Origin of the sequence: Cellulomonas wangsupingiae, from assembly GCF_024508275.1 — a bacterium.
Taxonomy (GTDB): domain Bacteria; phylum Actinomycetota; class Actinomycetes; order Actinomycetales; family Cellulomonadaceae; genus Cellulomonas; species Cellulomonas wangsupingiae.
The window spans coordinates 2879927-2895822 of the sequence record NZ_CP101989.1 but is presented as its reverse complement, the minus strand read 5'-3'; the positions used below and the strand labels follow the sequence as shown (position 1 = coordinate 2895822).

The following is a 15896-nucleotide window of genomic DNA, read 5'->3' as shown; positions in this document are numbered from 1 at the left end:
CTCGCCCGGACGTCCCTTCCCCTGGAGGCCTGTGTGACAACCCCTGCCCGACGCCGCCGGATCCTCGCGGTCCTGCTCGCACCGCTCGCCCTCGCGGCGTGCGGGACGTCCGAGGACGCGAGCGGTGACGCACCGCTGGTGCCGGCCGCCGCGCCCGACGGCTGGACGTCGCACGCGATGGGTCCGGTGGACCTCTCGGCGCCGGGGGAGTGGGAGGAGTTCGCCACCGAGCCCGGCGAGGCCGCCGACGAGGCGTACGCGCTGCGTGCGCAGGGTGAGGGTCCGGGCACCGGGGTCCACACGTCGGTGACGTCGGAGCGGCGGCGGGACGCCGAGGCCGCGATCGCGAACCTCAAGGACGTCGGCTCGGCCGGCGTCGAGGCGCGCGACGTCGAGGAGGCCGTGCTGTCCTGGCCCGGCGCCGAGAACGCGGGGTGGATCGGGTACGAGGCGACCGTGCGGATCGGTGCCGACGACGTCGACATGCGCTACGAGTACCTCGTCATCGACCTCGAGGACAGCTCGCAGGCCATCGTCGCCGTCGTCGCACCCGCCGAGGACTTCGACGAGTCGGGGGCGCACGACGTCCTCGCGTCCGTGACGGTGGGCTGACGCGTGGCCGTCCTGACGCGCCGCAACCTGGGGCGCACGGCCCGGCTGTGGTCGTGGGTCGCGATGCTGGGCGCACCGTTCGTGCTGCTCATGGGCGTCCTGCTCACGATGGGGACCGGTCCGGGTGCGCAGGCGCCCGTCGAGATGTGGCGGACGGGCCCGGCGGGCGAGCCGCTGGAGCTGCTGCCGGCCGCGGGGGACGCGGCCGTGTGGGGCCGGCCGTCGTCCGCGGGCGTCACCTGCACCACCGCCCGGTCGTCGGGTGACCCCGTGGCCGATCTGCCCGTCGGGCCCGTCGAAGGGCTGCCGTCGACGGTGCAGGACGCCGGGGGGACGGGCGAGTGGACGCTGCTCGCCGTCACGGCCGGCACCGGGGCCGCGGCGACCGTCACGTGCAGCGGCGGCGACCTCGCCGAGGTCGCGGTGTCGGCGGACCCGAGCGTCGCCGGTACGCCCGGCTTCGGTCTGGCGCTGATCGTGTTCGCCCCCGTGCTGTTCCTCCTGGGCTGGCTGACGCGGCGGGCGGTGCGCGGTCCGCGCGCCCCCGCGGCCGGCTGACGCACCGACCGCCGTCGCGCGGTGCCCGGGGCCCGGACCTGCCGTGATGGGTCCGCGGCCCCAGGCGTGACGCACAGATGGACCCCTGGGCCCCGGCCGACGGCCGGGCGGGGCCCGTAGCGTCCTGTCCACACACATACCGAGGACCGGGAGGTCGACGTGGGGCTGCGCACGCTCCGGCGTCACGCGGCACCGCCGCGCGACGAGGGTTCCGGGACGCTCGAGTACACGGGCATCATCGCGGTGGCTGCCCTGCTCATCGGCGTCACCGTCGCGGCCACCCCCACCATCACGCCCTACGCGGCGTCGGCGGTGTGCCGCGTCGTCGCGGTGCTGGACGGCGGGGCCGGGGACTGCGACGTGCCGGCACCGACGACGGCGCCCGACGACATGGACTACCACCCCGGTGTCTGCATGCTGTCCGAGACCAAGGAGAGGTACTCGGCCGAGGTCAAGATCTGGTTCTTCAAGATCAGCGACAGCTCGGGCTTCATCGTCCAGGAGTTCTCCGACGGCACGGTCCGGGCGACCCTGACGGACGGCGCCGGGATCGGCGCGAGCACCAGCCTGGGATCCAAGACGTTCGACGCCGGCAAGCTCGGCGACGGCGACAACGCGGGCGTCGAGGTGAGCCTGGGCGGCGACCTGAAGTTCGAGTACGGCTCGACCTGGGAGTTCGACGACGCGCAGCAGTGGGAGTCGATGCAGGAGCAGCTCGACGACTACCTCATCCAGCAGCAGCAGCTCAAGGGCGAGGGCGCGGCGGGGATGTCGATCTACCTGTGGCTGACCGACGGCTGGGTCGACGCGCCGAAGGACCCCAGGATCTCGTACAGCAGGATCTCGCTCGAGGCGGCGCTCAAGGCCAGCGCGGGCGCGCGCATCCCCGGCACCAGCAAGGACGCCGACGGCAAGGACAAGCTCATCGACCCCAAGCTCGGTGTCAACGGCTCCCTGTCCGCCGGCGGGTCGGTGACCGTCATGAACGACACCGAGAAGGGGACCAAGAGCTACACGTACGAGCTGAGCGGCAAGGGCACCCTCGGCGGCAGCATGGTCGTCGGCCACGCCACCGGCGAGGGCTCGGTCTCGGGTGCCTTCACCACGACGTACGACGCGGACGGGAACCTCTCGCAGATCGCGTTCAAGTCGTCGTACGAGGTCGGCGGCAGCATGAACCTCGGCAACAACACGTTCAAGTCGGTGAGCGGCAAGCTGGCGGAGGGGGAGACCCGGTCCGTCGTCACGACCACCAAGCTCGACGTGACGGACGAGAACCGCGCCGAGGTGCAGGAGTGGATCGACCGGAACGCCGCGGGCGAGACGCTGACGCTGCCGTTCTCGGCGATGATCCCGGAGCACCCGTCGGACGACCCCTTCCTCCAGCTGATGTACGAGGAGGCGAGGCTCAGCCAGGTGACCTACCACAACGTCAAGGACTCCTGGGAGTTCGGTGCGGCGGTCAAGAAGGGTTGGGAGTTCGGCTTCAACATCAGCGCGGAGGAGGCGACGGCCACGAAGGTGGACGCGTCGTTCCTGGGGGCGCCGACGCAGGACGGCAGCAGGCAGCTCGTCGACGACGGGCTGTGCGCATGAGCGGCGTCGTGCGGCGCCGGACCGACGAGGACGGGGTGAGGACGGTGCGACGGCTCCTGGTGGCGTGGGTGGCGGGGACGGTGACCTACCTGGCAGCGCTGGTGGCCGGGGCCCTGCTCCTCGGGGTCCTGGTGGCCCGGTCCGGCGCGGCGGTGACCGCCTGGCCCGTGCTGGTCGTGCCGGGCCTGCTCGCGGGAGCCGTCTCGGTGCTGGTCGTGGTCGCCCGTGCCGCGGTGCGGCCGGCACGGTCCAGCGGCCTGGTGGCCGTCGCCGTCCCGGCGGTCGTCGCGCTCGTGACGTCGCTGCTGGGTGCCGCCGAGGCGGCCGCGCGCGCCGACGTTGCGCCGCTCGTGCAGGTCCTCGACGTCGCCGTGCCCGTGCTCGTGCTGCTCGCGACCGGTGCGGCGGGCGGTGCGCTCGCCCACGTACGCTGGTCGCCGCCGAGCCGTTCGACCTATGCCGAGGTGGTGTGACGTGCCCCGTCGTCCGTTGTCCGTCCTGATCGGCGGCAGCCTGCTCGCGCTGGCCGTCGCGGGATGCACGGGGTCCGACGAGCCCGCCGCGACGACGCCCGAGGGGTGGCAGCGCGTCGAGTCCGGCCCGCTGTCGTTCGCGGTGCCTGATGCGTGGGTCGAGGTGCCGCAGAGCGACGACGTGTGGAGCGTCGGCTGGTCCGACGACGCGGACCCCGGGGCGACGTCCGTGCTGCTCGTCGGCGCGCCGGAGCTGGGGCAGGACGGCGCCGAGCAGGCGCTCGACACCTTCGTCGCCGGCGCCCAGGTCGGCGGCTGGGGCTACGCGTCGACGGGGACGTCGACGCCCGTGGCGACCGAGACGCTCGAGGTCCGGCGCAACGACTTCACGTACGACGACGTGCAGGGCGTGTTCTGGGCCGCGGCCGACGCCCGCTCGGGGGCGAGCGTCGGGCTGCAGCTGACCGGTCGCGACCTGCCGGACGACGTCGTCTCCGGCATCGAGGAGAGCATCACCGTCGTCGGGGACTGACCGCAGGCGGCACGGGCGGCGGGCGCGCGGCGACTAGGCTGGACCGCGTGACGCAGACACCCGCCACCGCCACGCCCGCACAGCCCACGCACCACCGGCCGGTCCTCGTCGTCGACTTCGGCGCCCAGTACGCCCAGCTCATCGCGCGGCGGGTGCGCGAGGCGAACGTCTACTCCGAGATCGTGCCGCACACCGCGAGCGTCGAGGAGCTGCTGGCGAAGGACCCCGCCGCGATCATCCTGTCCGGCGGCCCCTCGTCGGTGTACGCGGCCGGCGCCCCCTTCGTCGGCCCCGAGCTGTTCGAGGCCGGCGTGCCCGTGCTGGGCATCTGCTACGGCTTCCAGGCGATGGCGCAGGCGCTCGGCGGGACGGTGGCCCAGACCGGTCAGCGCGAGTACGGCGGGACGGCGGTCGAGGTGACCGAGCCCGGGACGGTGCTCGAGGGCAGCCCCGAGGGCCAGACGGTCTGGATGAGCCACGGCGACGCCGTGCACGCCGCCCCCGAGGGCTTCGAGGTGCTCGCGACGAGCGCCGGCAGCCCCGTGGCGGCGTTCGAGGACCGCGAGCGACGCCTGTACGGCGTGCAGTGGCACCCCGAGGTGAAGCACTCGCCGCTCGGTCAGCAGGCGCTGGAGAACTTCCTGTACCGCGGTGCCGGGATCACGCCCGACTGGAACCCGGGCAACGTCGTCGCCGAGCAGGTCGAGCGCATCCGCGCGCAGGTCGGCGACGCGCGCGTCATCTGCGGCCTGTCCGGGGGCGTGGACTCCTCGGTGGCGGCCGCGCTCGTGCAGCGCGCCGTCGGTGACCAGCTCACCTGCGTGTTCGTGGACCACGGGCTGCTGCGCCAGGGCGAGGCCGAGCAGGTCGAGAAGGACTTCGTCGACGCGACGGGCGTGCAGCTCAAGGTAGTCGACGCCCGCGAGCGGTTCCTGCACGCGCTGGCGGGTGTCAGCGACCCGGAGACCAAGCGCAAGATCATCGGCCGCGAGTTCATCCGCGTGTTCGAGGACGCGGCGCGCGAGGTCGTCGAGGACGCGGGGGCGCACGGCGAGACCGTGAGGTTCCTCGTCCAGGGCACGCTCTACCCGGACGTCGTGGAGTCCGGCGGCGGCGAGGGCGCGGCGAACATCAAGTCGCACCACAACGTCGGGGGCCTGCCGGACGACCTGCAGTTCGAGCTCGTCGAGCCGCTGCGCACGCTGTTCAAGGACGAGGTCCGCGCGGTCGGCCTGGAGCTGGGCGTGCCCGAGGTCATCGTGTGGCGCCAGCCGTTCCCCGGGCCCGGCCTGGGCATCCGCATCGTCGGCGAGGTCACGGCCGAGCGCCTGGAGACGCTGCGCGCCGCCGACGCGATCGCCCGCGAGGAGCTGACGCGCGCCGGTCTGGACCGCGAGATCTGGCAGTGCCCGGTGGTCCTGCTCGGCGACGTGCGCTCCGTGGGCGTGCAGGGCGACGGGCGCACCTACGGCCACCCGGTCGTGCTGCGGCCGGTGTCGTCGGAGGACGCGATGACCGCCGACTGGACGCGCCTGCCGTACGACGTGCTGGCGACGATCTCGACGCGGATCACCAACGAGGTCCCCGAGGTCAACCGCGTCGTGCTGGACGTGACGAGCAAGCCGCCGGGCACGATCGAGTGGGAGTGACGGCGGGTCGCACGTGACGGTCGCCGAGGTGGTCGCGGGGCTGTTCGGCGTCGGCTGCGCGGTCGTCGGCCTCGGGCTGGGGGTGGGCGGCGTCGTCGTGCTGCGGCGCGCCACGCGCCTCCCGAGCACCTGGGTGGCGGTCGAGGCGGTGGTCGTGCACAGGACGTCCCACGTGCGCCCGGCGAGCGTGACGTTCGACTACCCGGTGCCGGGTGGGTGGCTGCGTGCCCGGCGCGTCGAAGGGCTGGCCGTGACCACCGGCGACGGTCGGGTGGCAGGGCCGGGGGACCGGATCACCGTGTGGGTCGACCCGCGGGCCCCGGGTGCCGTCCGGCTGGCGGCCGGGTCCGCGTCGTCGGTGGCCGGCGTGCTGCTGCTCCTCATGGGCCTGATGCTCGTCGGCCTCGCGCTCTGGTTCACGGCCACCGCGCTGGTCGTCGGACGTTGAGCACCCGACGCGTGAGGGACAATCGACGGGCGACGACGAGAGGACCACAGTGAGCACGGAACCGACGAGCACCCCGACCGACGCGGGGCAGGCACCCGACGTGGACGCCTGGGCCCGCAAGGCCCGCGGCGCGCTGACCCGGTACCGCGTCATGGCGTGGGTGACCGGCACGATGCTCCTGCTCCTGTGCGTGGAGATGGTGGCCAAGTACGTCTTCCACGCCGGCGGGTTCGACGCCGAGGGTGAGCCGCTGGGCGTGTTCGGCATCTGGGTGGCGATCGCGCACGGCTGGATCTACGTGCTGTACCTCGTGACGGTCTTCGACCTGTGGGCGACCCTGCGCTGGCGGATCGGGCGCTTCGTGACGATGGCCGCTGCCGGCGTCGTGCCGGTGATGTCGTTCGTCCTGGAGCGGCGCGTGCACGCCGACGCGCAGGCGCGCATCGCCGCGGCCGCCGGCTCGCAGGCCTGACGGGCACGGTCGCCCGCGTGCGGATCGTCCACGTCTCCGACTGCTTCGCCCCCCGGACGGGTGGGATCGAGACGCAGGTCGGTGACCTGGCGCGGCACCAGGTGCGCGCGGGGCACGAGGTCCACGTCCTGACGGCCACCCTGGGGGAGGGCGGCGAGCGCGGGGGCGTCGTCGACGTCGAGGACGGCGTCCACGTGCACCGGCTGGGCGCGCGGCTGCCGTTCGACCTGCCGGTGAACCCCCTCGCCGGGCCCGGCCTGATCCGGTCCGCGCTGCGCGAGGCGCGTCCCGACGCGGTGCACGTGCACGCCGGCGTGCTCTCGCCGTTCGCGTTCGACGGTGTGCGCGTCGCGACCGCGCTGCGGCTCCCGACGGCCGTCACGTGGCACTGCATGCTCGACGGCACGACCGGCCTCGGTCGCCCGCTCGTGCGGCACACGCGGTGGCGGCGGCTGCCGGCGGCGTTGAGCGCGGTCAGCGGTGCCGCGGCACGGCGGGTGGCGGAGCTGTTCGACACGCAGGTCGACGTCGTGCCCAACGGCATCGACGTCGCGGCGTGGGCGCCCGGCACTCCCGTCACGCCCGCCGCGCCGGACGCCCCGGTGCACCTCGTGGCGACCATGCGGCTGGCGCCGCGCAAGCGGGCGGTCCCCTTGGTGGACCTCGTCGCCGCGGCCGTGCGACGCCTGCCGCCGGGCGCCGTGCGGCTCACCCTGGTCGGGGACGGTCCCGCGCGCGACGCCGTCCGGGCGCGGGTGGCCGCGACCGGGCTGGGCGACGCGGTGGACCTGCGCGGACGCCTGAGCCGTCCGGCGGTCCGCGCGACGTACGCCGACGCCGACGTCTTCCTCGCACCCGCGCGCCTCGAGGCCTTCGGCATCGCCGCGCTCGAGGCGCGCACGGCCGGTCTGGTCGTCCTCGCCCACGCCGGGACGGGTGTGGGGGAGTTCGTCACCGACGGGCTGGACGGCTTCCTCGTGGCGGACGACGCGGCCATGTCCGACGCCGTCGTGCGGCTGGCGCAGGACCGCGGCCTGCTCGCCGCGATGCGCGGCCACGCCGCGGCCGTGCCGCCCCCGTTCGACTGGGACCACGTCCTGGCCGCGGCGGACGCGCAGTACGCGCGGGCCCGACGACTCGTCTGAGCGGCTCCGGCCGTCGACGACGTGCGGGGCACGACGCGGCAGGTGAAGCGCGTACCCCGGGCCCTTGGTCCGGGGTAGCGTCGAGGGTTCACCCGTCGGGGTGACGACGCGTCGCGCTCGCCGGACCAGACAGGACCAGAGTCCCAGCGGATCGGCCCTACCTGCGGCGACGCTTGTCCACGTGAGCAGATGGCTCATCGGGCCGGACATCCGGTCCCGTGGGGGAACTCAACGATCGGGGAGATCGAGATGTCCAACGCAGCAGCAGTCCAGTCGAAGCCCGCCCACATCAAGCTCCTGGCAATCATCGTCATCGTCTTCGGCGGCCTCTTCGCCGTCGCGGGCGCCGGCACCTGGATCGCGGTGTCGACCAACCTGCGCGCGGAGCAGATCACGGTCTCCGACGACGCCGCCGCCTTCGGCGGCGAGCTCGTCGACACGCCGTGGGAGGCCTGGGCCCAGGCCGACATCATCAACAAGCACGCGCTCGCCGGCTCGGACGGCAAGACCTACGCCGAGCTCGACAAGGAGGACCCGGCGCGCGCCTCGGTCATGAACGGCTCCTTCCTGCGGGCCTCGCTGTTCACCTCGGTCGTGGCGTTCGGCGTCGGCCTCCTGGTCTTCGGCCTGGGCGTCGTCTTCATCGTCACCGGTGAGGCCCTGCGCCGCATCGCCGTCCGCGTCGAGGCGCCGGCGTCCGCCACGCCCGTCACGCAGACCGTCTGAGCCGCCCGCTCCCTCCACGGGTCGCGCCCCGCGCGGTTCGGTGAGCGGACCGCTCCGGCAGACGACGAAGGGCCGGTACCCGTCACGGGTACCGGCCCTTCGTCGTGCACGGGCCCCGCCCTCCGCGGGGCCCGGCGTCACTGGTCGCCGGTGCGGCCGCGGCGCAGCCCCTGGACCAGCGGTCCGAGGATGAGACCGACGCCGGCGGCGATGAGCAGCACGATCGCCGCGAGCTGGACGTCGACCGTGTACCCGGCGGCGACGAGCAGCACGCCCGCACCGAGGAGCACGACGATCAGACCTCCCACCACCGTGCCCACCCGGACGCCCGGCCGGTGCTGCGTGCGCGGTGCGTCCGGCGCGGCGGACGGTGCGTCGTCGTGCGCGACGGCGTCGGTCGGTGTCACGTCGTCGGTGCTCATGCTGCGTCCTCCTCGATGATGCGGACCTCGCCGACGCCCGCGCTGATCTCGAGCACCAGGTTCGGGGTGCCGGCCGCCGCGTCGTCGTCCTGGTAGACGAGATCGCCCAGGCCGACGCCGCTCTGGTGGTACCGGTCCTCGTCGACCTCGAAGCGCACGGAGCCGATGCCGACCGTGACGTCCGCCCGCACCGCCGCCTCCGGCGGCACGACGACCGTGAGCTGACCGGTGCCGATGTCGATCGGGACCCGCAGCACCTCGTCCTCCAGAGGCACCTGCGTGAGGTCGATGCGCGAGCGGCCGGCACCGAGATCGAAGCCGGAGCTCGCGACGTCGCGGCTCGTCACCGCCACGTCACCGGCCCGGTCGCCGTCCCACCGGGCGGCCGCGTCCGCCCAGGCCCCCTGGTGCAGCATCGCCGTGGGCACCCACACGAGCGCACCGGCCACGGCCAGGAACCCCACGAAGCCGCTGCTGCGGCCCCGCAGGCCCAGCGCGACGATGCCGAGGCCCGCCACCACGAGGGCGATGCCGCCCGCGACGAGCCACACCGGCCCGCCGAGGAGCCCGGCGCGCTCGAGCAGCATCACCACGCCGAGGCCGATGACGCTCAGCCCGACCACCGCGCCGACGGTGGCCCCGTCGGCGCCCCGCCGGGCGGGACGAGGTGCGGGCGGGGGCGGTGGCACGGGCGGGACGGGCGCGCCGCCGTACGGCGGGTAGGGCGGTGCGGGTGCAGCAGGGCCGGCCGGCCCGGGGCCGGCCGTCGGCAGCGGTGCCGTCGCCACCGGCCGCGTCCACGCGGCGGACGGTCCGGTGGGCGCACCCGGCGCCGGCTCGGTGCCGTACGGGGGTGCGCCGGCCGGCGGGCGCCACGCCGTACCGCCGTCGCGACGCTGCACGGCCGTGGCGATCAGCGCGACGATCGCGATCGCGGACACGACGGCGATCGCACCGAACAGGCCGCCGCCGCCGTCCCAGAACCACCACCAGCCGTCGCCGCGGGCGAACCCCACGACGACGAACGCGAGAGAGCCGAGCAGCGCGCCGTCGGCGTCGCCGGCGCCCAGCCGCTCCAGCAGGATGCGGCCGTCGCGCTGGTCGGGCAGCAGGGCCCAGGCGACGCCGTAGAGCACGAGGCCCAGCCCGCCGACCAGGAACGTCACGGCGAGCACGCCACGCACGAGCAGCGGGTCGACCCCGACGCGCTCGGCCAGGCCGCCGGCGACCCCGCCGACCCAGCGTTCGTCGGAGCGGTACAGCCCCGTGCGGCGCACCCCGGCCCAGAAGGTGTGGGGTGCGGGCGGGGGCGTGGTGCCCGGGTACGGCCCGGGGCCCGCGCCGGGCGTCGGGCCTGGCGTGCCGGCGTCGGCACCGGCGGGAGTCTGCGTGTCCATGGCTCGATCCTGACCTCGCGTGCCGGCCGACCACATCAGGGACCACCCCTGAGGTGACCCTGGCCCGTACCCTCAACCTGGGGTCCCGGCCCCTGAACCCGGCCCGGGTGCACACCGGCGGGCGCCTGCGCGTGTGACGATCGGTGCGTGAACCCCGCTCCTGCCGGCGCCCCGCCGCGTCCCGGCGTGCCGCCGCGCGTGCGGCTGCCGCTGCGCCGCCCCGAGCGCGGCCGGTGGTTCGCGGGGGTCGCGACGGGTCTCGCGGCGCACCTGGACCTGCCGGTGCCGCTCGTGCGCGTCGGCTTCGTCGCGCTGGCGACCGTCGCGGGCGTCGGGATCGCGCTGTACGTGTTCTGGTGGCTCACGGTGCCGGCGGGGGACCCCGCCGCCGTGGCGGCCGGCTCGCGGCCCAGCGCCCTGCAGCGGCTCGCGCGCCGCCAGCCCCTGCGCGACGACTCCCGACGCATCCCGTGGGCCGAGCTCGCGCTCGGTGCGCTGCTGGTCCTCACCGCCGCCGTGCTGGTGGCGATGCGGTTCGGGGCGCAGATCGACGCGGCGTGGGCGTTGCCCGTCCTGGTGGTGCTCGTGGGCGTGGCGCTCGCGTGGAGCCAGCTCGACGCCGTGCAGCGCGGGCGGCCGGACGGGCGGCGCATCAGCGTGCTGCGGCTCATCGGCGGTGGCCTGCTCGCGGCCGCGGGGGTGCTGCTCGTCGCCGGGCAGGTGGTCGGGCAGGGGGTCGAGCCGGCGCTGCTCGTGCAGTCGGGGGTCGCGGCGCTCGCGGTGCTGCTGGGCGTGGGCCTGGTCATGGCACCGTGGTGGGTGCGGCTGGTGCGCGAGCTCGGTGACGAGCGCGCGGCGCGGGCCCGGGAGGCGGAGCGTGCGGACATCGCCGCGCACCTGCACGACTCGGTGCTCCAGACGCTCGCGCTGATCCGGGCCCGGGCCGACGAGCCCGCCGAGGTCGCGCGCATGGCGCGCGCGCAGGAGCGCGAGCTGCGCGAGTGGCTGTACGACGACCGGCACGAGCCCGGCACGTCGCTCGTCGCCGCGCTGCGGGCCGTCGTCGCCGAGGTCGAGGACTCCCGGTCGGGGCCGACCGGCGAGCCCGTGGCCGTCGACGTCGTGGTCGTCGGGGACCGCGCGCCCGAGCCGGACACGCTGGCGCTGCTGCAGGCCACGCGGGAGGCCCTGGTCAACGCGGTGGTGCACGGGCGGCCGCCGGTCTCGCTCTACCTGGAGGTCGGGCCGGACTCCGTCGAGGTGTTCGTGCGCGACCGCGGCGACGGCTTCGACCTGGAGGACGTCGGACCCGACCGCTTCGGCGTCCGGGAGTCGATCATGGGACGCGTGCGGCGCCGCGGCGGCACCGCCCGCGTGACGAGCAGCCCCGGGCGGGGCACCGAGGTGCACCTGTGCATGCCGGTCGGCGGGCCCGGCTCCGGCAGGGGCCCTGACGAGGACGAGGAGCGCGACGCGTGAACGAACCGGTCGACGTGGTGCTGGTCGACGACCACCACATGTTCCGTGCGGGCGTGAAGGCGTCGCTCGACGCCCGGGTGCACGTGGTGGGGGAGGCGGCCGACGTGGACTCCGCCGTGCAGGTGGTGCACGACCTGCGCCCGCCCGTGGTGCTGCTCGACGTCCACCTGCCGGGTGGCGACGGGGGCGGCGGCGCGGAGGTCGTCCGGCGGTGCGTCGACGTACCCGGCACGCGCTTCCTCGCGCTGTCCGTGTCGGACGCGGCGGAGGACGTCGTCGCGGTCATCCGCGTGGGCGCACGCGGCTACGTCACCAAGAACATCGACCCGCAGGCGCTGTCCGACGCGGTGCTGCGGGTCGCCGGCGGCGACGCGGTGTTCTCCCCGCGGCTCGCCGGGTTCGTGCTCGACGCCTTCGGTGCGGCGGCGGGGGACGTCGCCACGGGCGACGACGAGCTCGACCGGCTCTCGGCGCGCGAGCGCGAGGTCATGCGGCTGATCGCCCGCGGGTACACGTACCGGGAGGTCGCCGCCGAGCTCTTCATCTCGGTCAAGACGGTCGAGACCCACGTGTCCGCGGTGCTGCGCAAGCTGCAGCTGTCGAACCGCAACGAGCTGACCCGGTGGGCGGCGGCGCGCCGGCTGCTCTGAGCCGCCCGCCGCCCGAGGTGGAGGTCAGGTGCGGCCGGCGTCGAGGCGCGCGACGACGGACGCGACGATCGCGGCCCATTCGTCGTCGGGCAGCGCCGGCAGGTGGAGCGTCCACAGCGGCATGACGAGACCGCGCAGCTGGAGCATGCCCGCTGGGCGTGCGGAGAAGAACACGTGCAGGTGCCCGTTGCCGTCGCCCCAGCGCTGCACGTGCACCCGCCCGACGCCCGGCACGGCGGCCAGCGCGCGCTCGACGCGGACGATCATCCGGCCGAGGTCGGCGGCGGCCTCGTCGTCGAGGTCGCCCAGGTCGCCGTGCGCGCGGCGGTCGAGGATCACCGACGGGACGCTGACCGAGTCGGGTGCACTGACCCGCCACGCGTCGTCCGTCCAGGCGAAGCGCTCGTCGGGGCGGGCGCAGCGCGCGCAGGTCCCCGCGTCCTCGTCGGACCGCTGCGGCTCGGGGACCACCGGGTCGTCGAGCTCGCGCAGGCGCAGGCCGTCGGGCTCGAAGGGGAAGGTGTCCCAGGTGACGACGTCGCCGACGGGCAGGCTGCCGTCGGGACCCGCGGCGGCGCGTGCGCGGGCGACCAGGGCCGGGACGTCGAGCGCCGCGGCCGGGTGGCGTTGCAGGTCGGTCATCCGGGCTCCTCCGCGCGTCGGTGCGTGTGCGCGTGAGGCTACCGGCCGGGACGGACGCGCGGGGCGGGCCCGTCCCGGGAGGTGATCTGACACGGCGTCAGATCGCCTACCATGGGGCCATGGACACGGTGTACGGGATCCTTGTGGTGCTCCACCTGCTCGGGTGGGCGATGGTGTTCGGCGGCGTGCTCGCCGGGATGAAGGGCGTGACCCTGAACCCGGGCGCCTTCCACGGGGTGCTCACCGCGCTGGTCACCGGCATCCTGCTGGTCGGGCTCGCGTCGTCGGGCGTCGCGGGCCACGAGCCCGACAACGCGAAGATCGCGGTCAAGCTCGTCGTCGCGCTCGCGGTGACGGCGATGATCGTCGTCGGTCGCCGCCGCCCCGAGCTCGTCACGCGCGGGTACCTCGGGGGGATCGCGGGCCTGACGGCCCTCAACGTCGCGATCGCCGTCCTCTGGCGCTGACGCGCGCCACGTCGCGGGGCGGGGATGTCGGCGGTGGCGCCTAGGCTGGAGGTGCCATGACGTCGTTGTTCGAGAGCCTCGCCCTGCCCGTTCCCGGAGCGCCCGTGCCTGCCACGCCCGGCCCACGCGCGGCCGCCGCGCGCTCGCACGCCGGGGAGTCCTCCGGCCTGCCGCTCGTCGTCCCGCCGCGCGACGGCGACGTCGAGGCCGACCCCGGTGCGGGGGAGCGCGCCGCGGCACAGGAGGAGCGCGCGGCCGCCCTGCTCGACGGCCTCAACCCGCAGCAGCGTGCCGCGGTGCTGCACGCCGGCGGACCGCTGCTCATCGTCGCCGGGGCCGGCTCGGGAAAGACGCGCGTGCTGACGCACCGCATCGCGCACCTGCTGGCCACGCGCCGGGCCCGCCCCGGCGAGATCCTCGCCATCACGTTCACCAACAAGGCGGCCGCGGAGATGCGCGAGCGCGTCGAGCACCTGGTCGGCCCGTCGGCGCAGCGCATGTGGGTCTCGACGTTCCACTCGGCGTGCGTGCGGATCCTGCGCCGCGAGGCGGCCACGCTCGGCCTGCGCACGAGCTTCTCGATCTACGACCAGGCGGACTCCCAGCGCCTGCTGACGCTCGTGGCGCGCGAGCTCGAGCTCGACCCGAAGAAGTACCCCGCCAAGGCGCTGGGGCACAAGATCTCGGCGCTCAAGGACGAGCTGGTGGACCCCGACGCGTTCGCCGCGAGCAACGGCGGCGGCCGCGCCGACGAGTTCGACACCGTCCTCGCGCAGGTCTACACGCGCTACCAGCAGCGGCTGCAGCAGGCGAACGCGCTGGACTTCGACGACCTCATCATGCGCACCGTGCACCTGCTGCAGGCGTTCCCGCAGGTGGCCGAGCACTACCGGCGCCGGTTCCGGCACATCCTGGTCGACGAGTACCAGGACACGAACCACGCGCAGTACGTGCTGGTGCGCGAGCTCGCCGGGGTCGGGGCCACGGACGGGGACGGCGTCGGGCGCGGGGAGCTGACGGTCGTCGGTGACGCCGACCAGTCGATCTACGCGTTCCGCGGCGCGTCGATCCGCAACATCATGGAGTTCGAGGCCGACTACCCGGACGCCACGACCATCCTGCTGGAGCAGAACTACCGCTCGACGCAGAACATCCTGTCGGCCGCCAACGCGGTGATCAGCAAGAACTCCGGACGCCAGGCCAAGCGCCTGTGGACGGACTCCGGTGCCGGCCCGCAGATCGTCGCGTACGTCGCGGACACCGAGCACGAGGAGGCGCGGTTCGTCGCGGAGGAGATCGACCGCCTCGGCGACTCCGACGGCGTGCGTCCCGGTGACGTCGCGATCTTCTACCGCGCGAACGCGCAGTCCCGCGCGCTGGAGGAGGTCCTCGTCCGCGTCGGCCTGCCGTACAAGGTCGTCGGTGGCACGCGCTTCTACGAGCGCAAGGAGATCAAGGACGCGATCGCGTACCTGCGCGCGCTGGCGAACCCCGACGACGACGTGAGCACGCGGCGCATCCTCAACGAGCCCAAGCGCGGGCTGGGGGAGCGCTCGGAGGCGATGGTCGCGGCGTTCGCCGAGCGGGAGCGCATCTCGTTCGGCGCCGCGCTGACCCGTCTGGACGAGGTGCCGGGCCTCGGGACCCGCGCGCTGACCGGCCTGCGTGCGTTCGCCGCGATGCTCGACGAGCTGCGCGACCTGGCCGCGTCGGGCGCCGGGCCGTCCCAGGTGCTCGGGGCGGCTCTCGACCGCAGCGGCTACCTCACGACGCTTCGCGCGAGCGACGACCCGCAGGACGGGTCGCGCGTCGACAACCTCGCGGAGCTGCACGCCGTGGCCGCGGAGTTCGAGGAGTCCGACCCCGAGGGCGACCTCACCGACTTCCTCGAGCGCGTGTCCCTCGTGGCGGACTCCGACCAGATCCCCGTGCCGGACGGCGCCGACGACGAGGCGACCGCTGCGGCCGCGCGTGACGCCGGCGTCGTCACCCTCATGACGCTGCACACCGCCAAGGGCCTCGAGTTCCCCGTCGTCTTCCTCACGGGGATGGAGGACGGCACGTTCCCGCACATGCGCTCCCTGGCCGACCCCGACCAGCTCGCCGAGGAGCGCCGCCTGGCGTACGTCGGGCTCACGCGCGCGCGGCAGCGGCTGTACGTGTCGCGCGCCGCGGTGCGCACGGCGTGGGGCGTGCCGAACGAGTTCCCGCCCAGCAGGTTCCTCGACGACATCCCGGAGGAGCTCGTCGACTGGCGCCGCCGGGAGTCGTCCACGTCGCGGTTGCGCGGCGGGTGGGGCTCGGGCTTCGGCTCCGGCGGCGGGTCGCGCGGCGCGTCGTCGTGGGGTGAGCGCGGCTCGTCGGGGTCGAGCAGCGGCCCGGTGCGCAGCGAGAAGCGCGAGCCGCTGCCCCGCACGGGCGCATCCTTCGGGTCGGCGACGCCGCGGGCCTCCGTCCCCGACCTCGCCGTCGGCGACAAGGTCACGCACGACTCCTACGGACTGGGCACGGTCGTCGCGCTCGAGGGCGCCGGGCAGAACGCGGTCGCCAAGATCGACTTCGGCTCGAACGGCGAGAAGCGGCTGCTGCTGCGGTACTCCCCGGTGACGAAGCTCTAGGCTGCTCCTC

17 protein-coding genes are annotated in these 15896 nt (G+C 74.7%); 14 read left to right on the top strand and 3 right to left on the bottom strand.

Features of this window, described 5'->3' with window-relative positions:
• The first annotated feature begins 33 nt into the window (after nt 1–33).
• The 10 genes from NP075_RS13310 to NP075_RS13265 all read left to right on the top strand — a co-directional run bounded on the left by NP075_RS13310 (nt 34) and on the right by NP075_RS13265 (nt 8211).
• On the top strand, nt 34–612 hold the full coding sequence (locus tag NP075_RS13310) for a hypothetical protein (RefSeq protein WP_227565659.1): 579 nt from the start codon (nt 34–36) through the stop codon (nt 610–612).
• 3 nt (nt 613–615) lie between these two features.
• Complete coding sequence (locus NP075_RS13305) at nt 616–1170, top strand: hypothetical protein (RefSeq protein ID WP_227565658.1); 555 nt, start codon at nt 616–618, stop codon at nt 1168–1170.
• A 159-nt stretch (nt 1171–1329) separates the two neighbouring features.
• Nucleotides 1330–2766, top strand: a complete 1437-nt coding sequence (locus tag NP075_RS13300) for a hypothetical protein (RefSeq protein WP_227565657.1) — start codon at nt 1330–1332, stop codon at nt 2764–2766.
• Entirely contained in the window at nt 2763–3239 is a 477-nt protein-coding gene (locus NP075_RS13295) for a hypothetical protein (RefSeq protein WP_227565656.1), read from the top strand. The genes NP075_RS13300 and NP075_RS13295 overlap by 4 nt, the downstream gene beginning before the upstream one ends.
• 1 nt (nt 3240) lies before the next feature.
• On the top strand, nt 3241–3771 hold the full coding sequence (locus NP075_RS13290; RefSeq protein WP_227565655.1) for a hypothetical protein: 531 nt from the start codon (nt 3241–3243) through the stop codon (nt 3769–3771).
• 47 nt (nt 3772–3818) lie between these two features.
• Nucleotides 3819–5420, top strand: coding sequence for a glutamine-hydrolyzing GMP synthase (guaA, locus tag NP075_RS13285; protein ID WP_227565654.1), 1602 nt, complete (start codon nt 3819–3821; stop codon nt 5418–5420).
• A gap of 13 nt (nt 5421–5433) precedes the next feature.
• Nucleotides 5434–5868, top strand: coding sequence for a DUF3592 domain-containing protein (locus tag NP075_RS13280; protein ID WP_227565653.1), 435 nt, complete (start codon nt 5434–5436; stop codon nt 5866–5868).
• A 49-nt stretch (nt 5869–5917) separates the two neighbouring features.
• Nucleotides 5918–6340: a DUF3817 domain-containing protein gene (locus NP075_RS13275; RefSeq protein ID WP_227565652.1), complete on the top strand. Its 423-nt coding sequence runs from the start codon at nt 5918–5920 to the stop codon at nt 6338–6340.
• Between the two features lie 17 nt (nt 6341–6357).
• Nucleotides 6358–7485, top strand: coding sequence for a glycosyltransferase family 4 protein (locus NP075_RS13270; RefSeq protein ID WP_227565651.1), 1128 nt, complete (start codon nt 6358–6360; stop codon nt 7483–7485).
• Nucleotides 7486–7734: 249 nt separating this feature from the next.
• Nucleotides 7735–8211, top strand: a complete 477-nt coding sequence (locus NP075_RS13265; RefSeq protein ID WP_227565650.1) for an aromatic ring-opening dioxygenase LigA — start codon at nt 7735–7737, stop codon at nt 8209–8211.
• Nucleotides 8212–8348: 137 nt separating this feature from the next.
• Here NP075_RS13265 and NP075_RS13260 read toward each other — a convergent pair whose 3' ends face one another.
• Together NP075_RS13260 and NP075_RS13255 are read right to left on the bottom strand one after the other, a co-directional pair.
• On the bottom strand, nt 8349–8633 hold the full coding sequence (locus tag NP075_RS13260; protein ID WP_227565649.1) for a hypothetical protein: 285 nt from the start codon (nt 8631–8633) through the stop codon (nt 8349–8351).
• Nucleotides 8630–10030, bottom strand: coding sequence for a PspC domain-containing protein (locus NP075_RS13255; protein WP_227565648.1), 1401 nt, complete (start codon nt 10028–10030; stop codon nt 8630–8632). The genes NP075_RS13260 and NP075_RS13255 overlap by 4 nt, the downstream gene beginning before the upstream one ends.
• 147 nt (nt 10031–10177) lie before the next feature.
• Here NP075_RS13255 and NP075_RS13250 point away from each other — a divergent pair, with 147 nt between their 5' ends.
• Nucleotides 10178–11509, top strand: a complete 1332-nt coding sequence (locus NP075_RS13250) for an ATP-binding protein (RefSeq protein WP_227565647.1) — start codon at nt 10178–10180, stop codon at nt 11507–11509.
• On the top strand, nt 11506–12159 hold the full coding sequence (locus NP075_RS13245; RefSeq protein ID WP_227565646.1) for a LuxR C-terminal-related transcriptional regulator: 654 nt from the start codon (nt 11506–11508) through the stop codon (nt 12157–12159). The genes NP075_RS13250 and NP075_RS13245 overlap by 4 nt, the downstream gene beginning before the upstream one ends.
• A 24-nt stretch (nt 12160–12183) precedes the next feature.
• On the opposite strand, the gene NP075_RS13240 is transcribed toward NP075_RS13245, so the two are convergent.
• On the bottom strand, nt 12184–12801 hold the full coding sequence (locus NP075_RS13240) for an HIT family protein (protein WP_227565645.1): 618 nt from the start codon (nt 12799–12801) through the stop codon (nt 12184–12186).
• Nucleotides 12802–12920: 119 nt separating this feature from the next.
• Between NP075_RS13240 and NP075_RS13235 the strand changes: the two genes are divergently transcribed.
• Nucleotides 12921–13268: a hypothetical protein gene (locus tag NP075_RS13235; protein ID WP_227565644.1), complete on the top strand. Its 348-nt coding sequence runs from the start codon at nt 12921–12923 to the stop codon at nt 13266–13268.
• A gap of 56 nt (nt 13269–13324) precedes the next feature.
• Nucleotides 13325–15886 carry a DNA helicase PcrA gene (gene pcrA, locus NP075_RS13230; protein ID WP_227565643.1) on the top strand — a complete coding sequence of 854 codons (2562 nt, stop codon included), beginning with the start codon at nt 13325–13327 and terminating at the stop codon, nt 15884–15886.
• The last annotated feature ends 10 nt before the right edge of the window (nt 15887–15896 follow it).